At 37.9% G+C, this 22,234-nt stretch carries 16 protein-coding genes; 4 read left to right on the forward strand and 12 right to left on the reverse strand.

All coding sequences use genetic code 11. From position 1 onward, the window contains the following. The first annotated feature begins 469 nt into the window (after positions 1-469). The 3 genes from VB733_RS17720 to VB733_RS17730 all read left to right on the forward strand — a co-directional run bounded on the left by VB733_RS17720 (position 470) and on the right by VB733_RS17730 (position 4,282). Positions 470-1,180, forward strand: coding sequence for an acyltransferase (locus VB733_RS17720; RefSeq protein WP_323341385.1), 711 nt, complete (start codon positions 470-472; stop codon positions 1,178-1,180). 889 nt (positions 1,181-2,069) lie between these two features. Beyond that, the gene (locus VB733_RS17725; RefSeq protein WP_096616452.1) at positions 2,070-2,306 is read left to right on the forward strand and encodes a hypothetical protein; all 237 of its coding nucleotides are present in this window, start codon (positions 2,070-2,072) and stop codon (positions 2,304-2,306) included. A 200-nt stretch (positions 2,307-2,506) separates the two neighbouring features. After that, positions 2,507-4,282, forward strand: a complete 1,776-nt coding sequence (locus VB733_RS17730; protein WP_323341386.1) for an ATP-binding protein — start codon at positions 2,507-2,509, stop codon at positions 4,280-4,282. Between the two features lie 358 nt (positions 4,283-4,640). On the opposite strand, the gene VB733_RS17735 is transcribed toward VB733_RS17730, so the two are convergent. From VB733_RS17735 to VB733_RS17770, 8 genes are all read right to left on the reverse strand, one after another. Beyond that, entirely contained in the window at positions 4,641-4,982 is a 342-nt protein-coding gene (locus VB733_RS17735) for a cupin domain-containing protein (RefSeq protein ID WP_323341387.1), read from the reverse strand. An 87-nt stretch (positions 4,983-5,069) separates the two neighbouring features. Beyond that, positions 5,070-6,389, reverse strand: coding sequence for a YcjF family protein (locus VB733_RS17740; RefSeq protein ID WP_323341388.1), 1,320 nt, complete (start codon positions 6,387-6,389; stop codon positions 5,070-5,072). 419 nt (positions 6,390-6,808) lie between these two features. Beyond that, on the reverse strand, positions 6,809-7,900 hold the full coding sequence (locus VB733_RS17745; RefSeq protein ID WP_323341389.1) for a glycosyltransferase family 4 protein: 1,092 nt from the start codon (positions 7,898-7,900) through the stop codon (positions 6,809-6,811). 612 nt (positions 7,901-8,512) lie between these two features. Continuing rightward, positions 8,513-9,610 (reverse strand): FAD-dependent oxidoreductase, encoded by a 1,098-nt coding sequence (locus VB733_RS17750; RefSeq protein ID WP_323341390.1) that lies wholly within the window; start codon positions 9,608-9,610, stop codon positions 8,513-8,515. A 287-nt stretch (positions 9,611-9,897) separates the two neighbouring features. Beyond that, positions 9,898-10,446: a hypothetical protein gene (locus VB733_RS17755; RefSeq protein WP_323341391.1), complete on the reverse strand. Its 549-nt coding sequence runs from the start codon at positions 10,444-10,446 to the stop codon at positions 9,898-9,900. A gap of 189 nt (positions 10,447-10,635) precedes the next feature. Continuing rightward, positions 10,636-11,889 (reverse strand): glycosyltransferase family 2 protein, encoded by a 1,254-nt coding sequence (locus VB733_RS17760; protein WP_323341392.1) that lies wholly within the window; start codon positions 11,887-11,889, stop codon positions 10,636-10,638. 473 nt (positions 11,890-12,362) lie between these two features. After that, positions 12,363-14,552 carry an HAD-IIB family hydrolase gene (locus tag VB733_RS17765; RefSeq protein ID WP_323341393.1) on the reverse strand — a complete coding sequence of 730 codons (2,190 nt, stop codon included), beginning with the start codon at positions 14,550-14,552 and terminating at the stop codon, positions 12,363-12,365. 272 nt (positions 14,553-14,824) lie between these two features. Then, positions 14,825-16,081: a glycosyltransferase gene (locus tag VB733_RS17770; protein WP_323341394.1), complete on the reverse strand. Its 1,257-nt coding sequence runs from the start codon at positions 16,079-16,081 to the stop codon at positions 14,825-14,827. A gap of 578 nt (positions 16,082-16,659) precedes the next feature. Here VB733_RS17770 and VB733_RS17775 point away from each other — a divergent pair. Next, positions 16,660-17,490, forward strand: a complete 831-nt coding sequence (locus VB733_RS17775) for an SDR family oxidoreductase (RefSeq protein ID WP_323341395.1) — start codon at positions 16,660-16,662, stop codon at positions 17,488-17,490. A gap of 86 nt (positions 17,491-17,576) precedes the next feature. On the opposite strand, the gene VB733_RS17780 is transcribed toward VB733_RS17775, so the two are convergent. The 4 genes from VB733_RS17780 to VB733_RS17795 all read right to left on the reverse strand — a co-directional run bounded on the left by VB733_RS17780 (position 17,577) and on the right by VB733_RS17795 (position 21,893). Next, positions 17,577-18,059, reverse strand: a complete 483-nt coding sequence (locus tag VB733_RS17780; protein WP_323341396.1) for a DUF2141 domain-containing protein — start codon at positions 18,057-18,059, stop codon at positions 17,577-17,579. Between the two features lie 159 nt (positions 18,060-18,218). Next, a complete protein-coding gene (locus VB733_RS17785; RefSeq protein WP_323341397.1) occupies positions 18,219-19,202 on the reverse strand; it encodes an NAD(P)-dependent oxidoreductase in 984 nt (327 codons plus the stop codon). A 163-nt stretch (positions 19,203-19,365) separates the two neighbouring features. Next, positions 19,366-20,541, reverse strand: a complete 1,176-nt coding sequence (gene devC, locus VB733_RS17790; RefSeq protein WP_323341398.1) for an ABC transporter permease DevC — start codon at positions 20,539-20,541, stop codon at positions 19,366-19,368. Positions 20,542-20,693: 152 nt separating this feature from the next. Continuing rightward, complete coding sequence (locus tag VB733_RS17795; RefSeq protein ID WP_323341399.1) at positions 20,694-21,893, reverse strand: ABC exporter membrane fusion protein; 1,200 nt, start codon at positions 21,891-21,893, stop codon at positions 20,694-20,696. Positions 21,894-22,234: the final 341 nt, after the last annotated feature.

Raw genomic sequence — 22,234 nt, forward strand, 5'->3', positions numbered from 1 at the left:
TGATAATTATTTATCATTACTTTATACTACACTCAATAGGAGTTAGCTATTATAGTTGTGATCAAAAATTGGATTAGACTTATATATTTAATCTTGATATTCTGGGTTGAAGTTTACTAAAGCCAGATTTGTCTAAGTTTATTAGTTATTTATATAGTTATAAAAAGCGCCAATACATGGTCATGTATGAGATTTAAACTAGTGAAATTATAGTGATTTGTTGATATTTTGGTTGCACAGCAACAAAGTATCAATTTATCTATCTAACTTAGAAGAGTGATGTACGAAGATGTATATTCTAATATTTTTTTAACCAAAACCGTTCAAATAACTTGATTGAATTCAACTTAATCAAAGATAGTATCTTACTAATGGACATGTATAGAAGTTATCTTTAGCTAAACTCTTAAGTATCAAAATCAGCCTCTGATTGTTTCGATAAGCTTCTGAAAAATACAATATTGAGAATATGGATAACAATACTTTTGCTACGAAAATTAACCGCTTTTTAGAAGTTTTCATAACCACTCTATTCGGCGATATTCCGACTCTATTTTTAGGTTCCAAATTACGGAATATTTTTTACAAACTTATTTTTAGCAAGCTTGGTAAATCTGGATATATCCAAAATGGGGCTGAATTTATCAATACTAGCTCTATCTCTATCGGCGATGGAGTGCATATTTTTAAACATGTCCGTCTAGATGCTAAGGGTGAGAATAATAATCTTGATTTAAGTGATGGAGTTGCACTTGAGCAAGGAGTGAAAATTGGAGCGATGGACAATACAACTATTCAGATTCATGAAAACACATTTCTTGGTCCCAACGTTTGTATAGGAGGACCAGGAAATATTACAATCGGCAAGGATTGTTTAATCGCAGCAAACTGCGGAATATTCGCAAATAATCATATATTCACAGATATTCATCAGAAAATTACTGCACAAGGTATCACTCGTGAAGGAATTGTCATTGAAGATAACTGCTGGCTAGGATGTGGAGTAATAGTAGTTGATGGAGTTACTATTGGTGAGGGAAGTGTGATTGGTGCAGGTTCTGTAGTAACGAGAAATATCCCTCCTTATTCAGTCGCAGTTGGTTCTCCTGCAAGAGTCATTAAATCTCGCAAACAGAAAGAATCTGTTTTAGCTACTGCCAATATAAGTAGAAATCAATAATCAGCATTCGATCGCCAAACAAAAGGTATATATAGTATTTGATGCCGCCGTCACATTAATTTAGTGCAGAAGTTTCTATTGGCTCTATAAATTTTGGATTGAGAGGTTACGTATAAAGTAAACCTTAAGATCAAAGAAACCCGGTTTCTTGGATTTAAGTATCAAGCATCATCTGACTTTTTGATGAGAAACCGGGTTTCTTCCTGCGCGACTATTCTTAAATCCTTAATATTTACTTTATAAATGGTCTCTGACTTCATCAATCAAGTAGTTGTTTCCAAGAAAAAGAAACTATTAGTAAAAATGAACTGACAGCAGATAGCTATAATCTCATACTTTTGTGTTCAAGCCTTTTGTTCAAGGATATCTCTGACTTCTTCCTAGAAGTTAGGTATATGGGCTATTTATATGCAACATTCAAACAAAATAAAGCTTATTTATGTAGTATAATTACTACATGTAAGTATGATTCATACTGCTACCCCAATCCACCATCATCTCAAGCTGAAATCATTGACGTTAACTGATTTTCAATGCCACATAGAGTTTTAAGATATATTGCTATACAATTTTTGTGTTATTAAATTGAACCAAAGAAGGAAACTTGACAGTCAATTTATATTAAACCTATACACAGAGAATCTGGCGTTGGGGAAATAGCAGCGTACAATAAACAGTGAAACAGTTGCCAGACTCGGTTTGCGTCTTGGTAAACTATATGTTTGCTAAAAGCTTTCCCTAAGGGATACCGAAGGGTGAATGTCCGTAAAACATCAATAGTATTGGAGGTACTGGGTATTGCATTTGCTATCCTAAACTTACTTACCACTTACTAGTAAAGCGTTCTTAGCCAGTTATTGGAGAAAACCAGTTTCAGGTACATCAACCTATGAATATGAAAGATAAAGCAACTGATGCGGAACAGCGTGTCACCGATAAAGTTGAAATTGCAGTCCGTCTAGATTCTGAATTATTAGAACAAATCCAGCATCTGACAAATGATCCCAGTAAAGTCATTGAGGTGGCGATTCGCCAATGGTTACGTGGAGATGTACCCAGAGATGATGAATTAACCCGCACTCCCGTTCGCAAATCTATGCCTCCTCGCGGTGAGTGGAATGACTAAAATTCATAATAACTCTTGGGAAAGATATTAAGAAATGTGAATTTTGCCATGCTGGAGTGAAGAACAAATGAAAAACTGCGGGTAAGTATGCCAAAGCTGTAAAAATTTATGCCAAACTTTAAGCAGCAATACTCCAAGTTTATACGCGGAGCTATTATCTCCTGATTTTGGTATGTCATTAACTTATCCAAGTTTGAGCCATGAGCATTACTGCTAATTCCCAAATTTCAAAGGTATTTTCAACAACATTGGAATCGATCGCTAGTAACACTAATGGTTCATGGGCAAGTTTAGGAGCCGAACTTGTTTATACTCAAGATCGGACAGGGGAGTATTTGAGCTTTAATTGGCATTTAGACCAAAACTTGCAGAATACAGGTAGTAATGCCCAAATTAATTTGGGTAATATTGTTGCTGATTTAAATGGGGATGAATCATTTGCGCCAGTTGATCAATCTGCGTATTTGCAAAGATTACACCGAATTTTAACGACATTAGTGCCGGAACGCTGTCAGTGCTGGTTTCGATATCGTCAGTATTTGTATGAGTTAGAATTGGTAATTTCTCCAATTATGCCACCACTGGGTAGTGCAGCAACGACGGTATTGGTGATGGGAAGATTATTGCAGTCGATCGCAGTTCAACACCCCAACCAAATCTCATTGCCAATGTTAACTCAAATGGAGTTAACCTTGCGATCGCAACAGCACCGTAAATTAGTTGAAAAAATCACCCGCAACATTCGCCGCACCTTGGATTTAGAGGTGATTTGGCAACAAACAGTGGATAGTTTAGGGAAAATGTTGCATTTTGAACGCTGCATTATTTGTCCCTATACTCCCGGTGACTCCACTTTAGAAGCGATCGCCGAATATCACAAGCCACATGTTAGTTCCATGCTAGGTTTAGAAATAGATTTAGCCTTGGAACCCGGATTTGCCGAAGCACTGACAAAACTCAAGCCAGTTGTCATCGAAACACCACAACACCCTTACTTACAACAACAAAGAATTTTGGTAGCGGCGACTAGTTATAAAGACCAAGTCAACAGTGTTATTGCTGTTTCTTTGTGTGATAAATGCTACCCATTGACTGGAGATGAACTAGAGTTAGCCAAAGAACTGGCTGATCAAATCGGAACTGCGATCGCTCATGCGACTCTGTATAAAGAATTAGCCGCAGCCAGACATCAAGCTGAAGAAGCAACTCGGCGTAAAAGCGAATTTCTTGCCAATGTTTCCCATGAAATTCGCACACCTTTAAATGGAATCATTGGCTTCTTAAAATTAATTTTGGATGGAATGGCAGATAGTCCAGAGGAACGGGACGAATATTTACACGAAGCACACAAATTGTCCGTACATTTATTCGACATTATTCAAGATATTCTTGACTTTGCCAAAATCGAAGCAGGTAAAACAGACTTGGAAATGGGTTCGGTAAATTTAGAGGAATTATTTGCCGATGTCGGTAATTCTATGCGTCTGCAAGCAGAATCTCGCAACCTCAGTTTCCAAATGCAAACACCCGACACCTATGATGAAGTTGTCGTCTACGGCGATTATTTGCGACTCAAACAAGTCATGATTAACTTAGTGGGAAATGCGATCAAATTTACCCATGAAGGTGGTATCACCTTGAGTGCAGACGTGGTTCGCAAAAAAGTACGCTTCAATAACTGCGAATTTCCGGGCATGGTGAAATTGCGAGTAGCGGATACAGGTATTGGTGTATCCCTAGATCAACAAGATAAATTATTTCAATCATTTTCCCAAGTCGATGGTTCTCGTACTCGTCAATATGGAGGTACGGGCTTAGGACTGGCAATATCCCAGAAACTCGTTGAAGCAATGGGGGGAGAAGTCAACTTTTACAGTCTGGGGGAAGGTTTAGGTTCGACAGTGACATTTACAGTTCCCCTTTATCAGCAACCAGTATTGAGTTTGTCTGAGACTGTGGCAGATAGTGAAGGCTAGTAAGTAGGTCGGTGTTAAAAATTGTCGTTATGACAAGGCAGGAGGCAGAGGGCAGAAGGCAGAGGGCAGAGGGCAGAAGGGAAGAGGGTTTTATACCAATTCACAATTCGCAATACTCGCTACCGCGAGAAGCAAGCTACGCAATGCTTCCTTCGGAAGAGCTTCGCTAACGCAATTAAAAAACTTAGATGCAGCAAAGCTTTCAGGATTTACATCTGTATCAGATTTTTCGTGAAATGGTATTAGGTAACTTTACTTTTCGTTATATACTAATCTGCGAGAAGCCGCTCCGCGTCTACGGTTTATTTCCACCGTTCTACTTATCATCTTCGGCTAATTACTGCATAAATTTGCATAATTACCGACAATTTTCCGAGAAGATGAGTAAAAAAGCAAGATTTTCTTCTGATTTTAAAGCGTGACGAGTTCCTAATGGCATAGATACAAAAACACCAGGTTCTAGGGAGACTTCTTCACCTGCCAATGTGAGGATTCCTCGTCCAGCTATTACCGTAATTGTCGCATGACGATTTGTGCTGTGTTCAGCTATATTTTGACCTGTGGCAATACAAATAAGTTTATATTGGCAATTATTATCTTGGAATAAAACCTTGCTAAAAACTTGATTACTTGGATATTCACATTGTTCTCGTAATTGGGTAAACCAAGATTTATTAGCTTCATTTACTAAACTAGTCATGATTTTTCTCCTGCATTTAGTAAATCTAATCGTACAAAATAAAACGCGAATAGGGGAATTTCTATGCCTTTAGAATGACAAATAGGCTCAAACTTTCATTCCCTTAAACCTTTCTTTCGCTTCTTGAAAAGATTGTTTCATCACAGCTTGAATTTGTTGTGGCTCCGGTTTCTTGCCACCCATTAAATCACCAAAGTAAACACAAGCTGCTTCTCCTAAAGACCAAGTATAAGCAGCAGCCCAGGAAGCAGCAATTACGCTACCAAAACCAGGAATAAATTTAACTAATTCACGCCCGACAATTTGAGCCAGAAAACCACCTGCGATCGCACTAACTATACCACCTGCTTGCGATCGCGTCAGGTTTTGTCCGTATACTTTTCCTAATAAACTCACCATTGATACCTGTAATGCTGTTAAAACTGGCATTGTTGCCAGGGGCAGGGGTATAGCCGCCAATGTCCCCGCCATAATTGCAAAAGCAGACATGTAGCGTCGAGCCACATCACGATACAAATTACCAATTTGTTCGCTAGCGTCTTTGTCTAATGTCAGTAATTGATTCAGAGCCGCAGCTTCGGCTTCTGGAAGTAATTCGGCTAAATTATCCCGCAGCTCCTCTAAACCATAAAATACTGGATTGTAACGGTCTTCTTCCAGGGTAAAATCAATCAGAATGGCGCGATCGTATAACCCTTGAAATGCTTCTTTAATTGCTGCAAAAGGTCGATTTACTTCGGAAAAATTTGGTGGATATTCTAAGTGATTATCTATACTATCTGGGTAAACTTCATGTAAACAAGTAACAGCCAGTAAACATGGAATATTTGGATATTTTTGACGAATTTCTTGAGTAATTAGACGTAAAGTTTCGGTAGCAAAATCGTTAATTTTTACAGTCAAAATCAAAACCCTAGCACCACGACTTTGCTGCTGTAAATCACCAATTAACTCTTGAATCACACTTTGAGTATCTTGGTTAATATCCCCTAAACCTACAGTATCGGTAAACAAGATGAGAGGTAAATCGCTGGAAGGATAAGCATAGCGTTGGGTATGTTGGGTGTGGGGACGAAACCCTTGTCCGATGATTTCCGCAGAAACCCCCGTCAAAGCCCTAACTATGGAACTTTTTCCCGCTTGCGGTTTGCCAATTAATAAAGCTTCAGTAGTCGGCAGTTGCGATCGCGCTTTTTCTAAGATATCAGCCATTTGCGCTTCGCTAACATTGAACCACCCAGATAGATTTTGCGCTATCTCTCCCACGGGAATGAGTTTTGCTAATCCGGCTGCGGTGTGATTCAAAATATCGATAATGGGATTCTTCCAAGTGTTGGTAATTGACTTCTCATCGTCACTATCAATTACTTTGTCAAATTTTTGAGAATCCCCTGGTTGTTTTGTCATATCAATCAACTATTTATTGAGGCAGTATTTATGTAGTATCGTTCAAACAATTAACTCTCAAGAAAGTGTAAAAAATATCAACAAATCTAGAATCTAGAATCGTATTTGCTATTGTCTGAAACAGAGAGATAATAAATATCTGTACTAAGAGGTTATGTATAAAGTAAACCTTAAGACCAAAGAAACCCGGTTTCTTGGATTAAGTATCGAGCATCAGAAATCGGGGGGTTTCTCCCTGCGCGACTATCCTTAATATTTACTCTATAAATAGTCTCTAACTTTATGATATGACATCCCATGTAACTCCGTGTTGTGCCCAACTTCTCAGGCAACAGCAGCAGATAAATCGTAAAAAAACTTCCCCACATAACGTAAGGAAGACTTAAACACACCGAAATTACGGGAATTTATTCTTGGCGTTAAAACTTTAATGCAGTTAATGACTCTAAAGATGCTCGCAAAGCTTGCATGTACCAACTTCTGTCAGTACGCTCCCTGACTATTTTTTCATAAATTGCCTCGTAGCCATTGACCATTTGCGTAACACTAAAGTTATTTTCTACCCATTCACGACACTTACTACGGTCTAACTCTAATACCATAGGAAGTACCTCAGCCATTTCCTCATAGCTATCACATACCATACCCGACTCCCCATGGGCAATCACTTCCGGAACCGAACCCATTCTCATGCCAATCACTGGTGTCCCGCAAGCCATAGCCTCAATCATCACCAAGCCAAATGGTTCCTTCCAAGTAATAGGGAAGAGTGTAGCTGCGGCATTTCCTAACAACTCCGACTTTTGCGAGTGGTTAACTTCACCTAAAAATTCAATTTGCCTACCATCGATATGGTGAGCAATTTCTTGGTCAAAAAACTTTTGGTCTACAACATCAACCTTACCAGCCATTTTTAATTTTATACCCGTTTGCTTGGCGATCGCGATCGCATGTTGTGGTCCTTTTTCTGGAGAGAAGCGTCCTAAAAATGCCAAGTATGGGGGGTCTTGGGGTTTTTCTACAAAGGGATATTCCTCGACTACAATCCCGTTATAAACTGTACCCACATAATTTAAATCTGCTTGTCGCTGGGAATTGCTGATACTAATATATGGTTGCATTCGATACTCACCAAATACCTTTTGACTGTCCTTTGTGAAACTACCGTGGAGAGTATGAACTGTAGGTGTAGATACCATACTAGCCAGCGCTAACGACCAGACTCCAACATGGGAATGGATAATATCAAACTCAGTTGCGCGTTGGTACACTTGTCCAGGTGCAAGTACCTCATAAATGATGGGTTCCTTAATTTGAGAGTCTAAACGCAATGCGCCGGGAGTAACAGGTTCCAACTTTGCTAATGTTTCTGAGTCTCCAGATGCAAACAAGGTGACTTCATGACCTCGACGCACTAATTCATCAGTAACACGACTCACAACTAGTTCGATGCCTCCATAGGTGGGAGGGGGAACTCTTTCCCACAGGGGAGCAATTTGTGCAATTTTCATAAGTTGTATAGGTTCAGCAGGTAAAAAGCTCTAAGACGGGGACTCCAATCGAATATTGGTAGAGCCATTTCACCCCGGCATCAGCAAAACACTAACCCCAATGGCTAGTCTAACTGACTAAACCTCACCTCCAAATTACAGTTGAGACTTCAGATAATTGAATCGAAGCAATAATATTGCTTAAAATTATTTAAGTTCATCTATCCCTAGATGCATATAAGTTTTACAAATTAATTAATAATTCAGCTTTGGAATTTTCAGCAAATGCTTGAGTAAATCTGCACAAAAAGAATTAGTTATGAATTAATATTTACTTTTAATCTCAGTCTTTTTTCTAGGTATTTAGGACTTACGCAAAGAAACTCGGTTTCTATGCAAAATTATTATTTTGACGACCAGATATTGGCGAATAAACCGGCTTTCTGGCTTCACTTGCGTAAGTCCTGGTATTGTAGTAACGCACCAAACCCTTATAAAGGTTTTGTTATGATAAATGATAAAAATGGTACGGCTTTTAATCATTTTTTCTCACTAGTTATTAGCCGTACTTAATCTAATAATCTAACATCTTTATTAACTTACTTTTTGCGATATGTAGTTAATAATTGCTACTTATACACTTGTTGCCAGCTTCTTAATTCGACCAGTTTCTTGACTTTTGGCTCTACTTGTTAACTGTAATTCATGTACAACAGGAAGACGTTCTTGTTGATACCCAGCTAATGCAGCTTCAATTGTGGCAGAGGAAGTTAAATATTTTGATAATAAAACTGCATCTTGAAGCCCACTACTCATTCCCTGGGCACGAGCAGGACTTTTTGCATGGGCAGCATCTCCTAAAAGCACGACATTTCCAGATACTATTTGTGGTAATGGATCAATATCATAAGAATATCGACAGACTATATTTTCTGGCGGAGTCATTTCAATCGTCCGGCGCATTGCTTCGGGAAGTTTTTCTAATTCAGTTGAGGGAATTTCGCAGTTTTTTGGTACTAATATTCCCTTTTCATCTTTCGGTTGATCATGTTCAATAAAAAAGCCCCAATGTAAGCTTCCATTACCAATATCAAACGTATTGGCATAAACACCACGCGCACGAATGTACACCACAAAATATCCATCAGGACAAACTTCTGTAGTCGGTAAAATTCCTCGCCAAACCATATCACCTAAATAAGATAGTCGAATTCCAGGTGCAACAAAATTTCGCACTTGCGAATTTAATCCATCTGTACCCACTAATAAATCTCCTTCCCACTGCTTACCATTACGAAATGTCGCAATCACCTGATCATTTTTCGATGCAATAGACTCTAAATAATGGTCGAAATGCAAACATTTAGTAGGAACTCGACGTAATAAAGCTTGGGAAATATTTTCTCGATGAATTGTCAAATTTGGGAAGCCAGATGTAACTTCTGAATCTCCCGCAGAATCAGAACTGACAACTTTACCTAATAAGCTACGAAATTCATAAGTACGAACTTTTACCCCAGCTTGAATTACCTCATCACATAATTCCCGACTGTGGAAAGATAGCGCTTCCAACCCACTAGGTATCAACAAAATCCCGCAGCCTTCAACCCTAGCTTGAGGAGCGCGTTCAAATACAGAAACCTCAAAACCCGCATCTTCTAAAAGAATAGCTAAATATAATCCAGTAGTCCCACCACCAACAATGCCAATTTTTTTCGGCGTTGAAATCATATAATATTCCTCTTGAATAGCGCTGATGCCAATCTTTCTGCCAAAAAGATAAATCCACTTACACACCGAAGTTGGTAGCGTTCATAAATTTTAACAAATATATATTGACAGATAGGCTGTAATCTGATTTTAAGCTAATTATTCATGAACATCCAACAATTGCAATAATTCCCACGTCACCAGGGAAAAAGCACCAGAATATTATGTAAATTTTGCAAGCTTGTTCCAGAAAACGAGTTCTTGCATTTTCTTGTATTGTGGCGTGTGTACACTATTCAAATGAAAGGTTACTTTTGCACCTTTGTTTCGTCAATCGCAGTAATCAGCTTATAAATTCCATCTTCGTAAACCTGTGTCGTTCGGACTCGATGGTTGTTATCTACCAGAGCAATCAATTCGTTGTAGTATGTTTTATGTCCCTCAACAGTTCGACTGCCTCGGTAAACTATCAAATCGTCAGTTACAGCCCAAGCAATTCCCGAAAACCCCGATGCTTTTTCTCCTCCCAACGTATAAACCTCATCTGTTAGGGGGAAGACAAGCTTACCCTCACAGAAATTCCCAAAATATTTAGCTGTTACTTCCCTGGGGGTATTAATGCGAACAGTATTGGTTTGAACATACTGCGAACCTTCAACCTCGATTTTGACGCGAACTAAGTGTTCATCTATCAATTTCCCCTCTGTATTTACCCGTTTTGCAGTACCTTCCCAGGTTCCACAATTGTTCAAAAAAGCAAGTGGTACATCAAACGTGTTGTAGCTAACTGTAGGAATTACTAATTCTCCAGCTTCATTTGTGGGAAAAGGGAGAGTAATTTGTGGGAATTCAGTCATTGCAATATCTCCACTTTTTCAAATATATGTGCTTAAGTAGTTGTATTTTCATATTACTTATGGGGTTGATATAGACACTACTGATACAAATTTCTAGATAAAAAGTAATTTATATAAACACAAAAAGCTCTCTAACTAAGAAAGAGAGCTAAATAAGCAGGAATTGAGGCAATATTTGAGCAATTTTTGTTACAAAGATATTTTGTTTTGATTAGATTTGTTAACAAATCGATACGGTATATATTCCACTAATTCAATATTCCAAGGGCTTTTAATCCGGTAGCGAACACCTCGCCATTCAATACTCTTGACCCATAGTGAAGATAACATAACTAAACCAGATGTCCATTGAGTAAATGGAGTAGCAATAAAAATTTTGGCTACGGTTGCCAGAGAAAGACTGGGGATGATTTCATTGCGATCGCGAATAATCCGGCGAATGCAACTGTCAATAATTAATGTGAATATAACTAAGACAACTGTATAACTAAAAAAAACAGCAAATGTAAAGCCTGCTGTTTGCTGTTCTCCAATCAAAAATAAGATGAGACTCAAGGCTAAAATTGTAGTTGGTAATAGGATTGTAAATACTGAGTCGGCTACAACCAAAATCCAACATGGATGGTATAGTCGCGAAGTTAGTAATTGCCGACGCAACCAAGGGAGTAAATTAAATAATTTACATTCTTCGCGATTCAGAATAATTATTGAAGGTACAAATTGAACTCGTAAACCATGTTTTTGAAAGAGACTTCGCAAAATTGTGTCATCAGTATAAGAATGCTTCCAAACATCTATTAAGCCTGTTTTGCGGATCGCTTCAGTTTTAATTGCTAGAGAACCACCCCAAGCAATTTGATACATCACCATCTGAATAACTGCGGAAACATTCCAGAGGTATCGCACCATTGAACCCCAATAATCCCCAGTGGGTAAATACCAACGGTTTCCTGTCGTTGCCCCAATTTTGGGGTTACTCAAAGGACTAACTAAGTCCCGCAACCAATTAGGATGAACAACTGCATCCGCATCAACCAAGGCAACAACTTGATATGAAGAATCTAATTCGGAAACAGCTTGTACGATTGAACTGCACTTGAGGCTACAGGTTGAAAGTGGGTTTCTTAATGGACTAATTTGCACGTTTTGGGCGTTGTATTCATTAATGATACTTGTTGCTACATCCCAAGCTGGGTCTTGCAAACTATCAACAACAATCTTTAAATTGTATATCGGGTAATTTTGCTGTAGAAGCGATCGCAATGTGTGCGATAAAAAGGGGTCTGCTCCTCGAAGCGAAAGAATAATTGCAGCCTTCGGTAGTTCTTCATCAGATATAGACTGACCGGAACCTAGAGAGTATAAAAATTTACTAATAATAGTAATTTGAACAAATAACCATCCCAACAAAATCTGTGATAGGAATAATACTAAGTCTTTCATTTTTGCGCTGACAGATTAGATTGCAGTTCTCAATTTCGGCAGATTACACCATTGCTTCATTTTTCCGTAGTTGTTTCCTGTAGAGAATGGAAAAATTAGGATTTTGAAACTTGATAACTTTGCTAATTTGTGTTTCTACGGCTTCAAATCTGTAGAAACTTATGAATATAATTAACTTTTCAGTTTTATTCTTCTGTACATTCGGCGACAGATTTTGTCATATCATGTTCGGCTAATCACTTATAATTAAAATTTCTCCGCGTCCCCGCGTCCCTAAGTCTCCGTGTCAGCCTTAATAAGTGTCAGTATTAATAACAAGTATTCAACTAGACATGATATTAGTTGGTCAGCTAATCAGTAGTACTATTTACACAAAATTAAGCAACAAATGGAATTAAAATAATCCGTGAAGGTTGCTCTGCTGAACTATTAGTAACTTAGTTAATTAAAACGGGCAATTAGGTATTGAAATTTCAGAGCGAATTAGCTTGAGGTAGATTGCCAAAAAAATCATAATGTTCTAATGCTTCCAAAATTCCCCAGGCATAGTCTCCTTCCGCAAAATAAATTTGGGGATAACCGCGCAATTTTTCGATTTCTGTGCTGTAATTTCCCACCACAACTGCCAATGTATTCCCAGCTAACATTGATTCATCATTACCTGATGCCCCCGCAACTAGGAAACGCTTCACAGGTAATCCCCATTTCAAAGCTACATAACGAATTGCATCTCCCTTGGAAGCTCGAATTGGTAGCAAATCAAGATACATATTGTGGCTAAAAACTCCTTTCACGGGAAGTTGCTGCTGACGTAGATGACGAATAATTTCTCGGAAGCTAGGGGCTTTGGCTAAGTCAACAAAGTAGCTAATTTTAAACTTTCCTTGAGCATCTGGTGGTTGCAGTTCAACTCCAGAAATTTCTTGCATTGCTTCACGAATTCTATTCGCTTGCCAATTAATACCGATGTGTTTTTGCCAACTCGTATCCGTAACAATTTGCGGACCATAATAGATTTCACTACCTGCGGATGTGATTAATAAATCCGGCATGGGGAAGCGCCATTCCTCCAGCATACTTAAAGCACTTTTGAGACTGCGACCTGTAGCAATGCCAACTCCGGTTGTGTGTCCCTGATCACGAATTTTTTGAATTAGCTGCTGTAAAGCTTCGCGATCGCCCAATAAGGTGTTATCAATTTCGCAAACTAGGAAGCGATCGGCTGTGGGTAAGCGGTTGGTGTCGGGTATATTCCAGTCGGGATTTTCTAAGGCTGGAGATTTGCGTAGGGGACTAAGTAGGGATTGTACTTTTTGTTGGGGAAAACGGCGTATTTGCTCTAAATATTTGTCTACGTGACTATCCCAAGAGAAATATTTGCGGACATTCTGCACACCATTGCTAGACCAGGATTGCCACTTTTCAGTATCTTTTAAAACTGTTCGTAGTGCATTTTGAATATCTTGAAGATTGAGGGGATCAATTAGCAAACCATTCTTACAAGCTGCGATAATATCTCGTGGTCCCCCATCTGCTGTCGCAATAATCGGTGCGCCAGATGCTGCTGCCTCAATCAAAGTTAAGCCAAATGGTTCTGTGAGGGCGGGATTGATGAAAACTCCCCGTGTTTTTGCAGTCAAGCGATATAAATCTGGGACATCATCAGCATTGTGGTGTTTGGGATAAGCAACCCGACCATACAAATCATAACGATCAATTAATTGCAAGATTTCCATAAACACCTGGCGTGGACCAGATTCCATCGCGGCAATATCTTCTCGTTTACCGAGGACAATAACAAGATTCGCCAGTTCCCGCAGTTCGGGGTCTTCGCCATAAGCTTTAATCAAGCTAGTGACATTTTTACGTATCGCCGGACGGGAAATTGCCATAATCATTGGCTTGTGAGGCTCTTTGAGGAAGCGATTTAATTCCTTGGCGATCGGTGGATTTTGCCAATCATCGCTTGCTGGGTAGAAACGTTCTAATGTCACCCCAGGAGGGATTACCACCATCCGTTCGGGTTGATATTGGTCATAAACACTATATTGTTCCTCCACCTCTTGATGGGTGCTAGCAATCACTAAAGCTGCACTACCAAGAGTCAGTTCCTCAGCTTCGATCCTGGTACTAATGTGAAAGTGGTCTTCAATGACATCTTGTTTAGTCCCCTGTTCGAGTAAGCGTTGCTGTTTGACTCGTCCTAGTGAGTGACCTGTATGCACCAAGGGAGTTCCTAACCAACCAGCCAGCCGACAACCGACATAACCCGCATCGGCGTAGTGTGTATGAATCACGTGGGGTACTTTCCCAACTTTGCGGATATGTCTGAGTAATTCATCTGCAAAGGAATCTAAATATTGCCAAAGAACTTCTTTGCGAAGGTAGCGACGTGGACCACAAGGAATACGGATGATTTGGGCTTTTTCGGAGAGGATTTCTACTGGTTGAGCATAATCTGGGCTGATTTTGGGGTCATTCACCAGACGAGTACAGAGGTCAACCCTTTCTACTTGAGGGTTTTTAGCTAATGTGCAGGCAAGTTCAACCGCATACTTGGTTTGCCCGCCTGTATCTGCATCTCGTCCCAACTCCAGATTATGCCCCCGAATTAAACCGTGGATACTGACTAGTAGAATATACAACCCTGAGCTTTGTGACATCCTGTCTTCCTCTAAAATTGACTCTCTCGCAGGTGATCAAATCGACCTTTTTGCACGATTATCCTTGAATATTACAGGTTCATCTATAATTGTACGTTATTTGTACCTATATACTATTTTTACTAATCAGATTTATCCGATTCTCAAAAAAATAACCTCCATCTGGAGGTATTGATTTGGTCTTTTTTCACAATTACTTCCGGCTTTGCTCTGTCAGCAGAACGTCAGATGTTGCAAGACATAATTGCAATGTTCTCGGCAACTTACTAAGCTTATTGATTCGCATTGTGTGAGCTTCTATAAATTTCCCAAAGTTTATTTTCAAAGTTTTGCATACAAGCTGACCAATCAAATTTGAGAACTGATTGACGCGCTTGCTGGGACATCTCTGCTTGCAATTCTGGATTTTCGAGAATTGTAATCACCTTATTGGCAAAGTCAACTGGGTTATTAGCTTCTGCAAGAAAACCATTGACTCCGGGTTCTACTTGTTCTAGTGCAGAGGGAGATTTGGCTAGAACAATGGGAGTTCCTGAGGCGAGTGCTTCGTTATTGGAAGTACATAAATTTTCGGTTATTGATGGATTTACAAAAACATCAGCACGGGCATACCATCCTAATAGTTCATTCCCATAAGATTCACCCCAAATAGTCACACCTGACTTATATTTTTCTGCAAGTTGTCGCATTTTTGCATCTAACGGTCCACTACCGACAATAACTAAATGAACATTGGGGACTTTGGCGGCAATATGTGGGAAAGATTCCAACAGTTGGGTAACATTTTTTTCTGCGGTAATTCGTCCCACAAATAATAATATTTGTCTATCATCGTCAGGAATTGGATTATGAATGATATTTTGAGGATGAAATTTTTGACAATCAACGCCTTGACAACGTAAGTATTCGCTACGTTGAGAATTAAGTTTTTGGTACCGAGTTAATTGTTCTTGGGATGGGAACAAATTCAAATCATATAATTCGCTAAATTTTTTAATTGTGAATGGCAAAATTGGACTAATTAGGTTGAATATTTGCTTGCCCAAGTAGTATTTAATGTAAGCAATTATATCAGTATGAAATAGCGATATAATCGGTGTACCTGTCAACTTACCGTATTCTGAGCCTATGGGACGACCATAACCTTGGAGAAACAATGAGTAGAAGCCTCTCATTTGTGGCGCTTCTTCGACAACAACAATATCAGGTTGAAATTTTTTTAATACCTCCGTATCGCTCCAATGTCTATAACTTAAAGGTTGAGGCAGAGACTTATAAAATATTAATGGTTCTGTGGGATATGCAAAGGAAGAAAAATTTGGAAATACCTGAGCTTCACTTAAGCCAGACATTGGGCGATCGCCAACTTTTTTGGGATATTTACTATTAAACTCTGGATGCATCAATAGAACATGATGTCCTTGTTTAAGTAGCCAACAAACTCGTTGATGTACTCCTGTAGAAACTCCTGATAAGAATGGTGCGTACAAGCTTGTAATAATTGCAATCCGAAGTGTTTGATTACTCATAATTTGAATTATAATTGGTATTCTTCAAAAAGATAGACTTATTTAAAACTAGTAAACTCATTCATACTGGTACTTGTGAATTTCGGTATATATATCTCCAACTAATGGGAAAGTTTCTTATATATTTTTCACTTATCTAAGCTAATTTTAGCGGTATTAAAATCTTTACTTACTTAGTAATAATACTGTCACTAAAATATTTTATTGTTTAGATAAACTATTGATTTAACTACACTCAGCCAATTAGTTTTGGCGAAGGCTGATAATGAGTGCAAATAGATTACAAATATTGTATTCCTTTAATCAAAGTATAAATGAATAATTGATCACAAAAATACTAATATTTTGTAAACAAATTATTCGTGACAAATATATCAGATACAAACCAGTATTTTTAACAGTAATAAATAATCCATCAAAAAAGTATTAAAAAGGTCAGAAATAATATTTAATTGAGCTAAATTAGCAATTACTATTTATCACGATTTAGAGTATAAAACAAAACTGTATTTTTTATTTATCAATGCCTGATTGGAATTCAAAATTAGTGATTGTATACAAAGTAAAAGGCTGAAAATATGACTAATATCACAGGCAAAACAGTATTACTAACTGGTGCATCAGGGGGTATTGGCGAATATATTGCTCGCGCCTTAGCAAAAGAGCAAGCAACTATTATTTGTGTTTCGCGATCGCAAAATGCATTAAATAAATTATGTATAGAAATCAAAGTCTTAGGTGGAATAGGAATTGCTTTACCTTTTGATATCAGTAAAGTTGAAGAATTACCAGTTTTAGTCAAACAAATTCAGGGAATAGTGGGTTCTGTTGATATTATAATTAATAACGCAGCAATTGAAAAATACCGTCCATTTCAATATTATTCTCTGGAAGATATTAGCTCAATTTTAACAACTAATTTAATTGCTGGAATGGAATTAACCCGGTTATTAATTCCTGCAATGATAGCTCGTAATAGTGGTCATATTGTGAATATAGCTTCCGGCTCCGGTAAAAAAGGTGCGCCATATAACAGTATTTATTCTGCTAGCAAAGCAGGGTTAATTATGTGGACAGATTCACTACGACAAGAATTGGCAAATACCAATGTTGGAGTTACAGTTATTTGTCCTGGTTACACTTCAGCAGGAATGTTTTTAGCATTTGGCTTACCAGCACCAAGACTAGCCCATATCTCCAAACCTTCAGCAGTTGCGATCGCAGTTATTAGAGCTATCCATAAAAATCAAGCAGAAGTGATGATGGATGGTTTTTTAACTAAACTTTTATTTGCATATATTCAACTTTTTCCTGATTTTGGTGATAGACTTTATCGATGGATTGGGTTAACGAAACTCAATAAAACCTGTGCTGAAAATCAAATGCAAGTGCCGCGAAAGCGTCATTAAAAATACTCAAATATTATCTATAAACATAATACATCCCTACATAAATTTTTCCTCCCTTTCTACCTCACTATATATGTTGATTGAATTTATGAATCAAGGGAATATTTCATTTGAATATTAATAGTTGTATCTTTTTTCACTGGAAAACTCGCATCACTAAATTTTGGTGTACCTGTTGTCACAGAAACTTTAGGATTGAGAGAGATACCAAAACCTTCTTTTGGAATACCTAACCAGTCAGTATTCAATTTTTCATCTCCGTTTTCATCAGCAATTACGCCAACTGCATAAGTCCCAGGTTTTAAACCTTTAAACTGTTGTTGAACGGAATTGCCTGTAATTTTGGTACAAGCACTTTTTACCTCACTCTCATTACCATTAGGAAATCCCCGATCGCCAGAAAAAACTCTAAAACAAATCTGTCCACGCTGCGATTGTAATCCATCTACCACAACTGTGAGTGTTGCATGAGATTTCGCATTTGCCATAACATTTAATTGTGTGCCAAAGTGAATACTGGCTACAGTTGTCAAACCCAAAAGACTCCAAAATATCGGTGTTAGTTTCATCTGATTTTTCCTACAAGTCAATTTAATGTCGTTGCAATATTTTTTTGTTGACAAAATTGAGATTTCGATTGAGCGAGAAAACAAAAATTTAAGTTAATAATTAAGAAAAATATTCTCTATTCTTCTTAATTATTGAAAAAAACTAATAGCTGCGAATTATTATTCGCATGGTAATGATTCCTTAATCAAACGCATACCTTGCTCAAGATTTATTTTTGGCTCATAATTTAAGATTTTTTTCGCTTTTGCAAGGGAGTAAGCATAGGGACGGGACATAAAATCAACCGATTCAGGTAATATATCTGCTTCTTTCCGAAATAGTTTTTGTCCTTGACACCGGACGCGGAGAAATAATTTGATTTCGTCTTTTGATAATGAAAAAGGAGGCGCTAAATTTGCGATTTCTGCAAGTTGAGTAAAGTATTCTTTCCAACTAGTCTCACCTCCATCTGTGATATTAAATATTTGACCATAGGTTTGTTTTTCAATAGCAAGAAAAATAGCATCCACAAGATTATCGATATATACATGGTTCATAACTCCTTTGCCATCGTTAACAAAAGCAAATAAATTTTGACGCATGAGTGAAAGAGGACGAATTACCCAAGGAATGCTTCCAGAACCATAAATATCACCAGCACGTATGATAATAACGCCAAATTCTGGTGGAGAATTATGCTTCAAAATAGTCGCCTCTGCTTCAATTTTGGTTTGGCAGTAGGGATTTTTTTCATTAGCTAGTGGTTCGTCTTCAGTAATTTTATTGATGTAATCAAATCCATAAACCAAAACACTAGATAGATGGACAAAAGTCTTTACACCTGCTTTTTTAGCTGCATTAGCTATATTTGCAGTCCCATCTACATTCACTTTCCGAAAATCTTGGAGCTTTCCACCTTCTTTGGCAATTTCAACTGTATGTAAAACAATATCTACACCTTGACAGGCTTTTTGAGCGATCGCACTATCATTGATACTACCAATAATTAGCTCAATTCCTAATTTCTCTAATTCTTGATTGTTCTCGGCAACTGTTTGCAAGCCTTTAACTTTGAAACCTCGTGCAATTGCTAGTTCCGCAGCCCGTAATCCAACAAATTCATTAATTCCTGTGATTAACAGAGTTTGATTTTGAATACTCATTATTTTTAGAAATGGTTTGTGGTGAGTTGTAAATTGCCAAGTAGCTAGTACGTGAAGGCAGAAGGAATAAAGCTTATTTAAGAAGCTTTTTGTCATTTGAGAATGGTTGCTTCATTTCCGCCGTACTGTACTAGTTAATAGTTAATTATTAGTGCCAAAACTATTAAAAAATATCAGCAGGGTCAGCAGAACGGAGTTTATTAATTGCTAAAACTCCAGAAATAATACACATCAAAATTGCAGAAACAAAGACAACTACTGCATTCTGAAAAGTCATCATGATTGGTAGCTTAGTTGTATCCATTGCAAAGTCGTATAATCCTAATGAAAAGATAAACCCAGGAATATAACCTAATATTGCTAAGATTAAAGCTTGCTGAAATACAACAATTAATAAGTAATTGTTTTCATAACCAATAGCTTTCAATGTTGCATAAGCAACAAATTGACTGGAGATATTACTGTAGAGAATTTGATAAACAATCACAACTCCAACTATTGAACCCATCGTCAACATCAGGTTCAGAATAAAGCCTATCGGAGTTCTGGCAGCCCAGTATTTCTTCTCATAATTGCTAAATCCTTTATAGGTGAAAATTGTCACATCATTAGTAAGATTTTTGCGAATATTTTCCACCACTTTTTCTGGATTTGCACCAGGTTTAAGGGAAATAACACCGATATCTACTCTATCTGGCGATCGATTCGGGAAAATTCGTCTAAACGTTGTATCACTGACAATCAAATTTCCATCAACCCCAAAGGAGGGACCAATACTAAATAAACCAGCAATTCTCACTCTGTAACCAGTTGAATTATTGAATGGAAATACCTCAACTACTTGCTCAGTTTGTCCTTGATCAAGGTTTTTGACTATATCACCGAAATAAGTACGGGAATCTCTATCAAATAAGATGACATCTGGTATTTTTAGTTTATCGAGATTATTCTCTACTTCGGGTAAATTAATAATAGATTTACCTGGTTCAAATCCAATTACATATATTGGATATTTTTCTCCTGTATCTGGATTTTTAAACTTGGCAAATTCTAGATACATCGGACTTACAGATTCCACATCATCAAATCCCAATACTTGATATAAACTAGTACGTGGGAAACTTTGATTAGATGTGAGAGCTTTATATTGAGAACTGACAAGAAATAAATCACCACGCAAACTTTGATGTACCGATGTGGCGCTAGAATAAAGTGCATCTTGAAAGCCCAATTGTACGAACATTAGTAGTACAATAAAAGCCATGCCAGCAACAGCTACGCTAAAACGTCCTTTTTGTTGAATTAGTTGCAGCCAAGCTAGGGGAGTTTTAAAAACCATAATTCAGTCTTCCAAAATTGGGTGTGAAGTGTAATACCAATTTGGGATTTGTGATTTTAGATTTGTGATTTGTGATTATGGATAATCTAAACCAAATTTTGCGAACCTAAAATCAAGTGGTATTGCTGATATTTCAATGTTAATAATTAAAGTTAGATGTTAATTGCAACATCTACTTGTAAATTGGTTAAACCTGCAACTCTTTGACTATCACTAGGATTGTCTATCCGAATTTTCACTTCAACGACTCTGCGATCTGTATCGGCAGAAGGGTTGACACTAAGAATACTCTGACGCTCGACTTGTAATCCAATATTGTGTACAGTTCCCTGGATTTTGCCGCTAAATGCAGTGCTACTAATAATTGCTTTTTGTCCGATACGTACTTTCTCAATATCGGTTTGATAAACTTCAGCGACTACATACATTTGCGAGGTAGTACCCAGTTCAACTATGCCATTACTACCGATAACTTCTCCTGATTTGGCATGTATTTTCAGAATTTTGGAGTTTACTGGAGATTTAATATACGTCAACTCATGTTCTGCTTGTGATTGTTTGACTGCGCTCATAGCACTCTGGACTTCTGCTTCAGCTAATTGAATATCAACTGGACGGACTTCACTCAAACTTGCTAACTTCGCTTCTGCCTCTTTGATTTGATCTTTTAAGGTGGCAACTGTACGAGTTAGCCCCGCCTGAGCTTCACGAATTTGTTGTTCGACTGTCTGTAACTGCAAGCGTTTATCATCAGCAATTGATGCAGCAACAGCACCCTGTTTATATAGCTGCTGATAGCGATTATTTTCCGTACGAGCATTATTTAACTGTGCTTGCAATCGAGCTATTGTTGCTTGTTGGGCTGCTACTTCACCTTTAACTTGGGCTTGTAATCTAGAAATAGTCGCTTTTTGAGCGTTAATATCCCCTGTTTTTGCTCCCGCTTTCGTTTGCTGTAGTTTTGCCCGTGCGACGCTCACTCTGTCAATGGCTTGCTGAAGTGCAGCAGCACTTCTGGCATATCCTTCTAGCCATGCCACAACTTGCCCTGTGCGAACAGTTTCACCTTCTTTGACGAGAATATTTTCCACTCGTACACCACTTAAGGAACTTGGTGCTGATAAGCGTCGCACTTCTCCTTGAGGTTCTATCCGCCCTAATGCTGTCACGGCAACTCTGGCAGGAATCGTTTTTGCCGCTTTTGCAGTTTCTTTGTGAACTGATGCTTGATGCCTTGTCAAACTGTAAATAGATATCAACGCCGCCACTAACCCCACCGATACAGCAACAATTATTCGCCAACGTGGGTTTGATTTTGATGTATAAAATTGACTATCGTTATCTACGGTCATATTTCTATCCCAATAATGTACGCAAAGAATTAGCCCCACTGTATAAATTTATTAATATTGACTTTCGCGAAGATTCGCAGCATTTAAAAACTTGACTACTTGTGTAATTTTGCTCAAGTTTTTATTTTGATACTTTATATTGGAGCTTGTATATTTTTCTGTATGTGATGTTTCGAGAATTTAGGATAAAGAAGCAGTTTGCCGTTAGCTATGTATAAGTAATTACAGAAACAAGTTTCAGCCGTGGCTTTCATTAAGCATCACATTTGGTGATTACGCAGAGTCTTTGTTCAAAAATTAATTATGAACTTATGCAAGTTTGTACTAAGTATTGAGATAAT

The organism is Calothrix sp. UHCC 0171 (assembly GCF_034931845.1).
Classification (GTDB): Bacteria; Cyanobacteriota; Cyanobacteriia; order Cyanobacteriales; family Nostocaceae; genus Brunnivagina.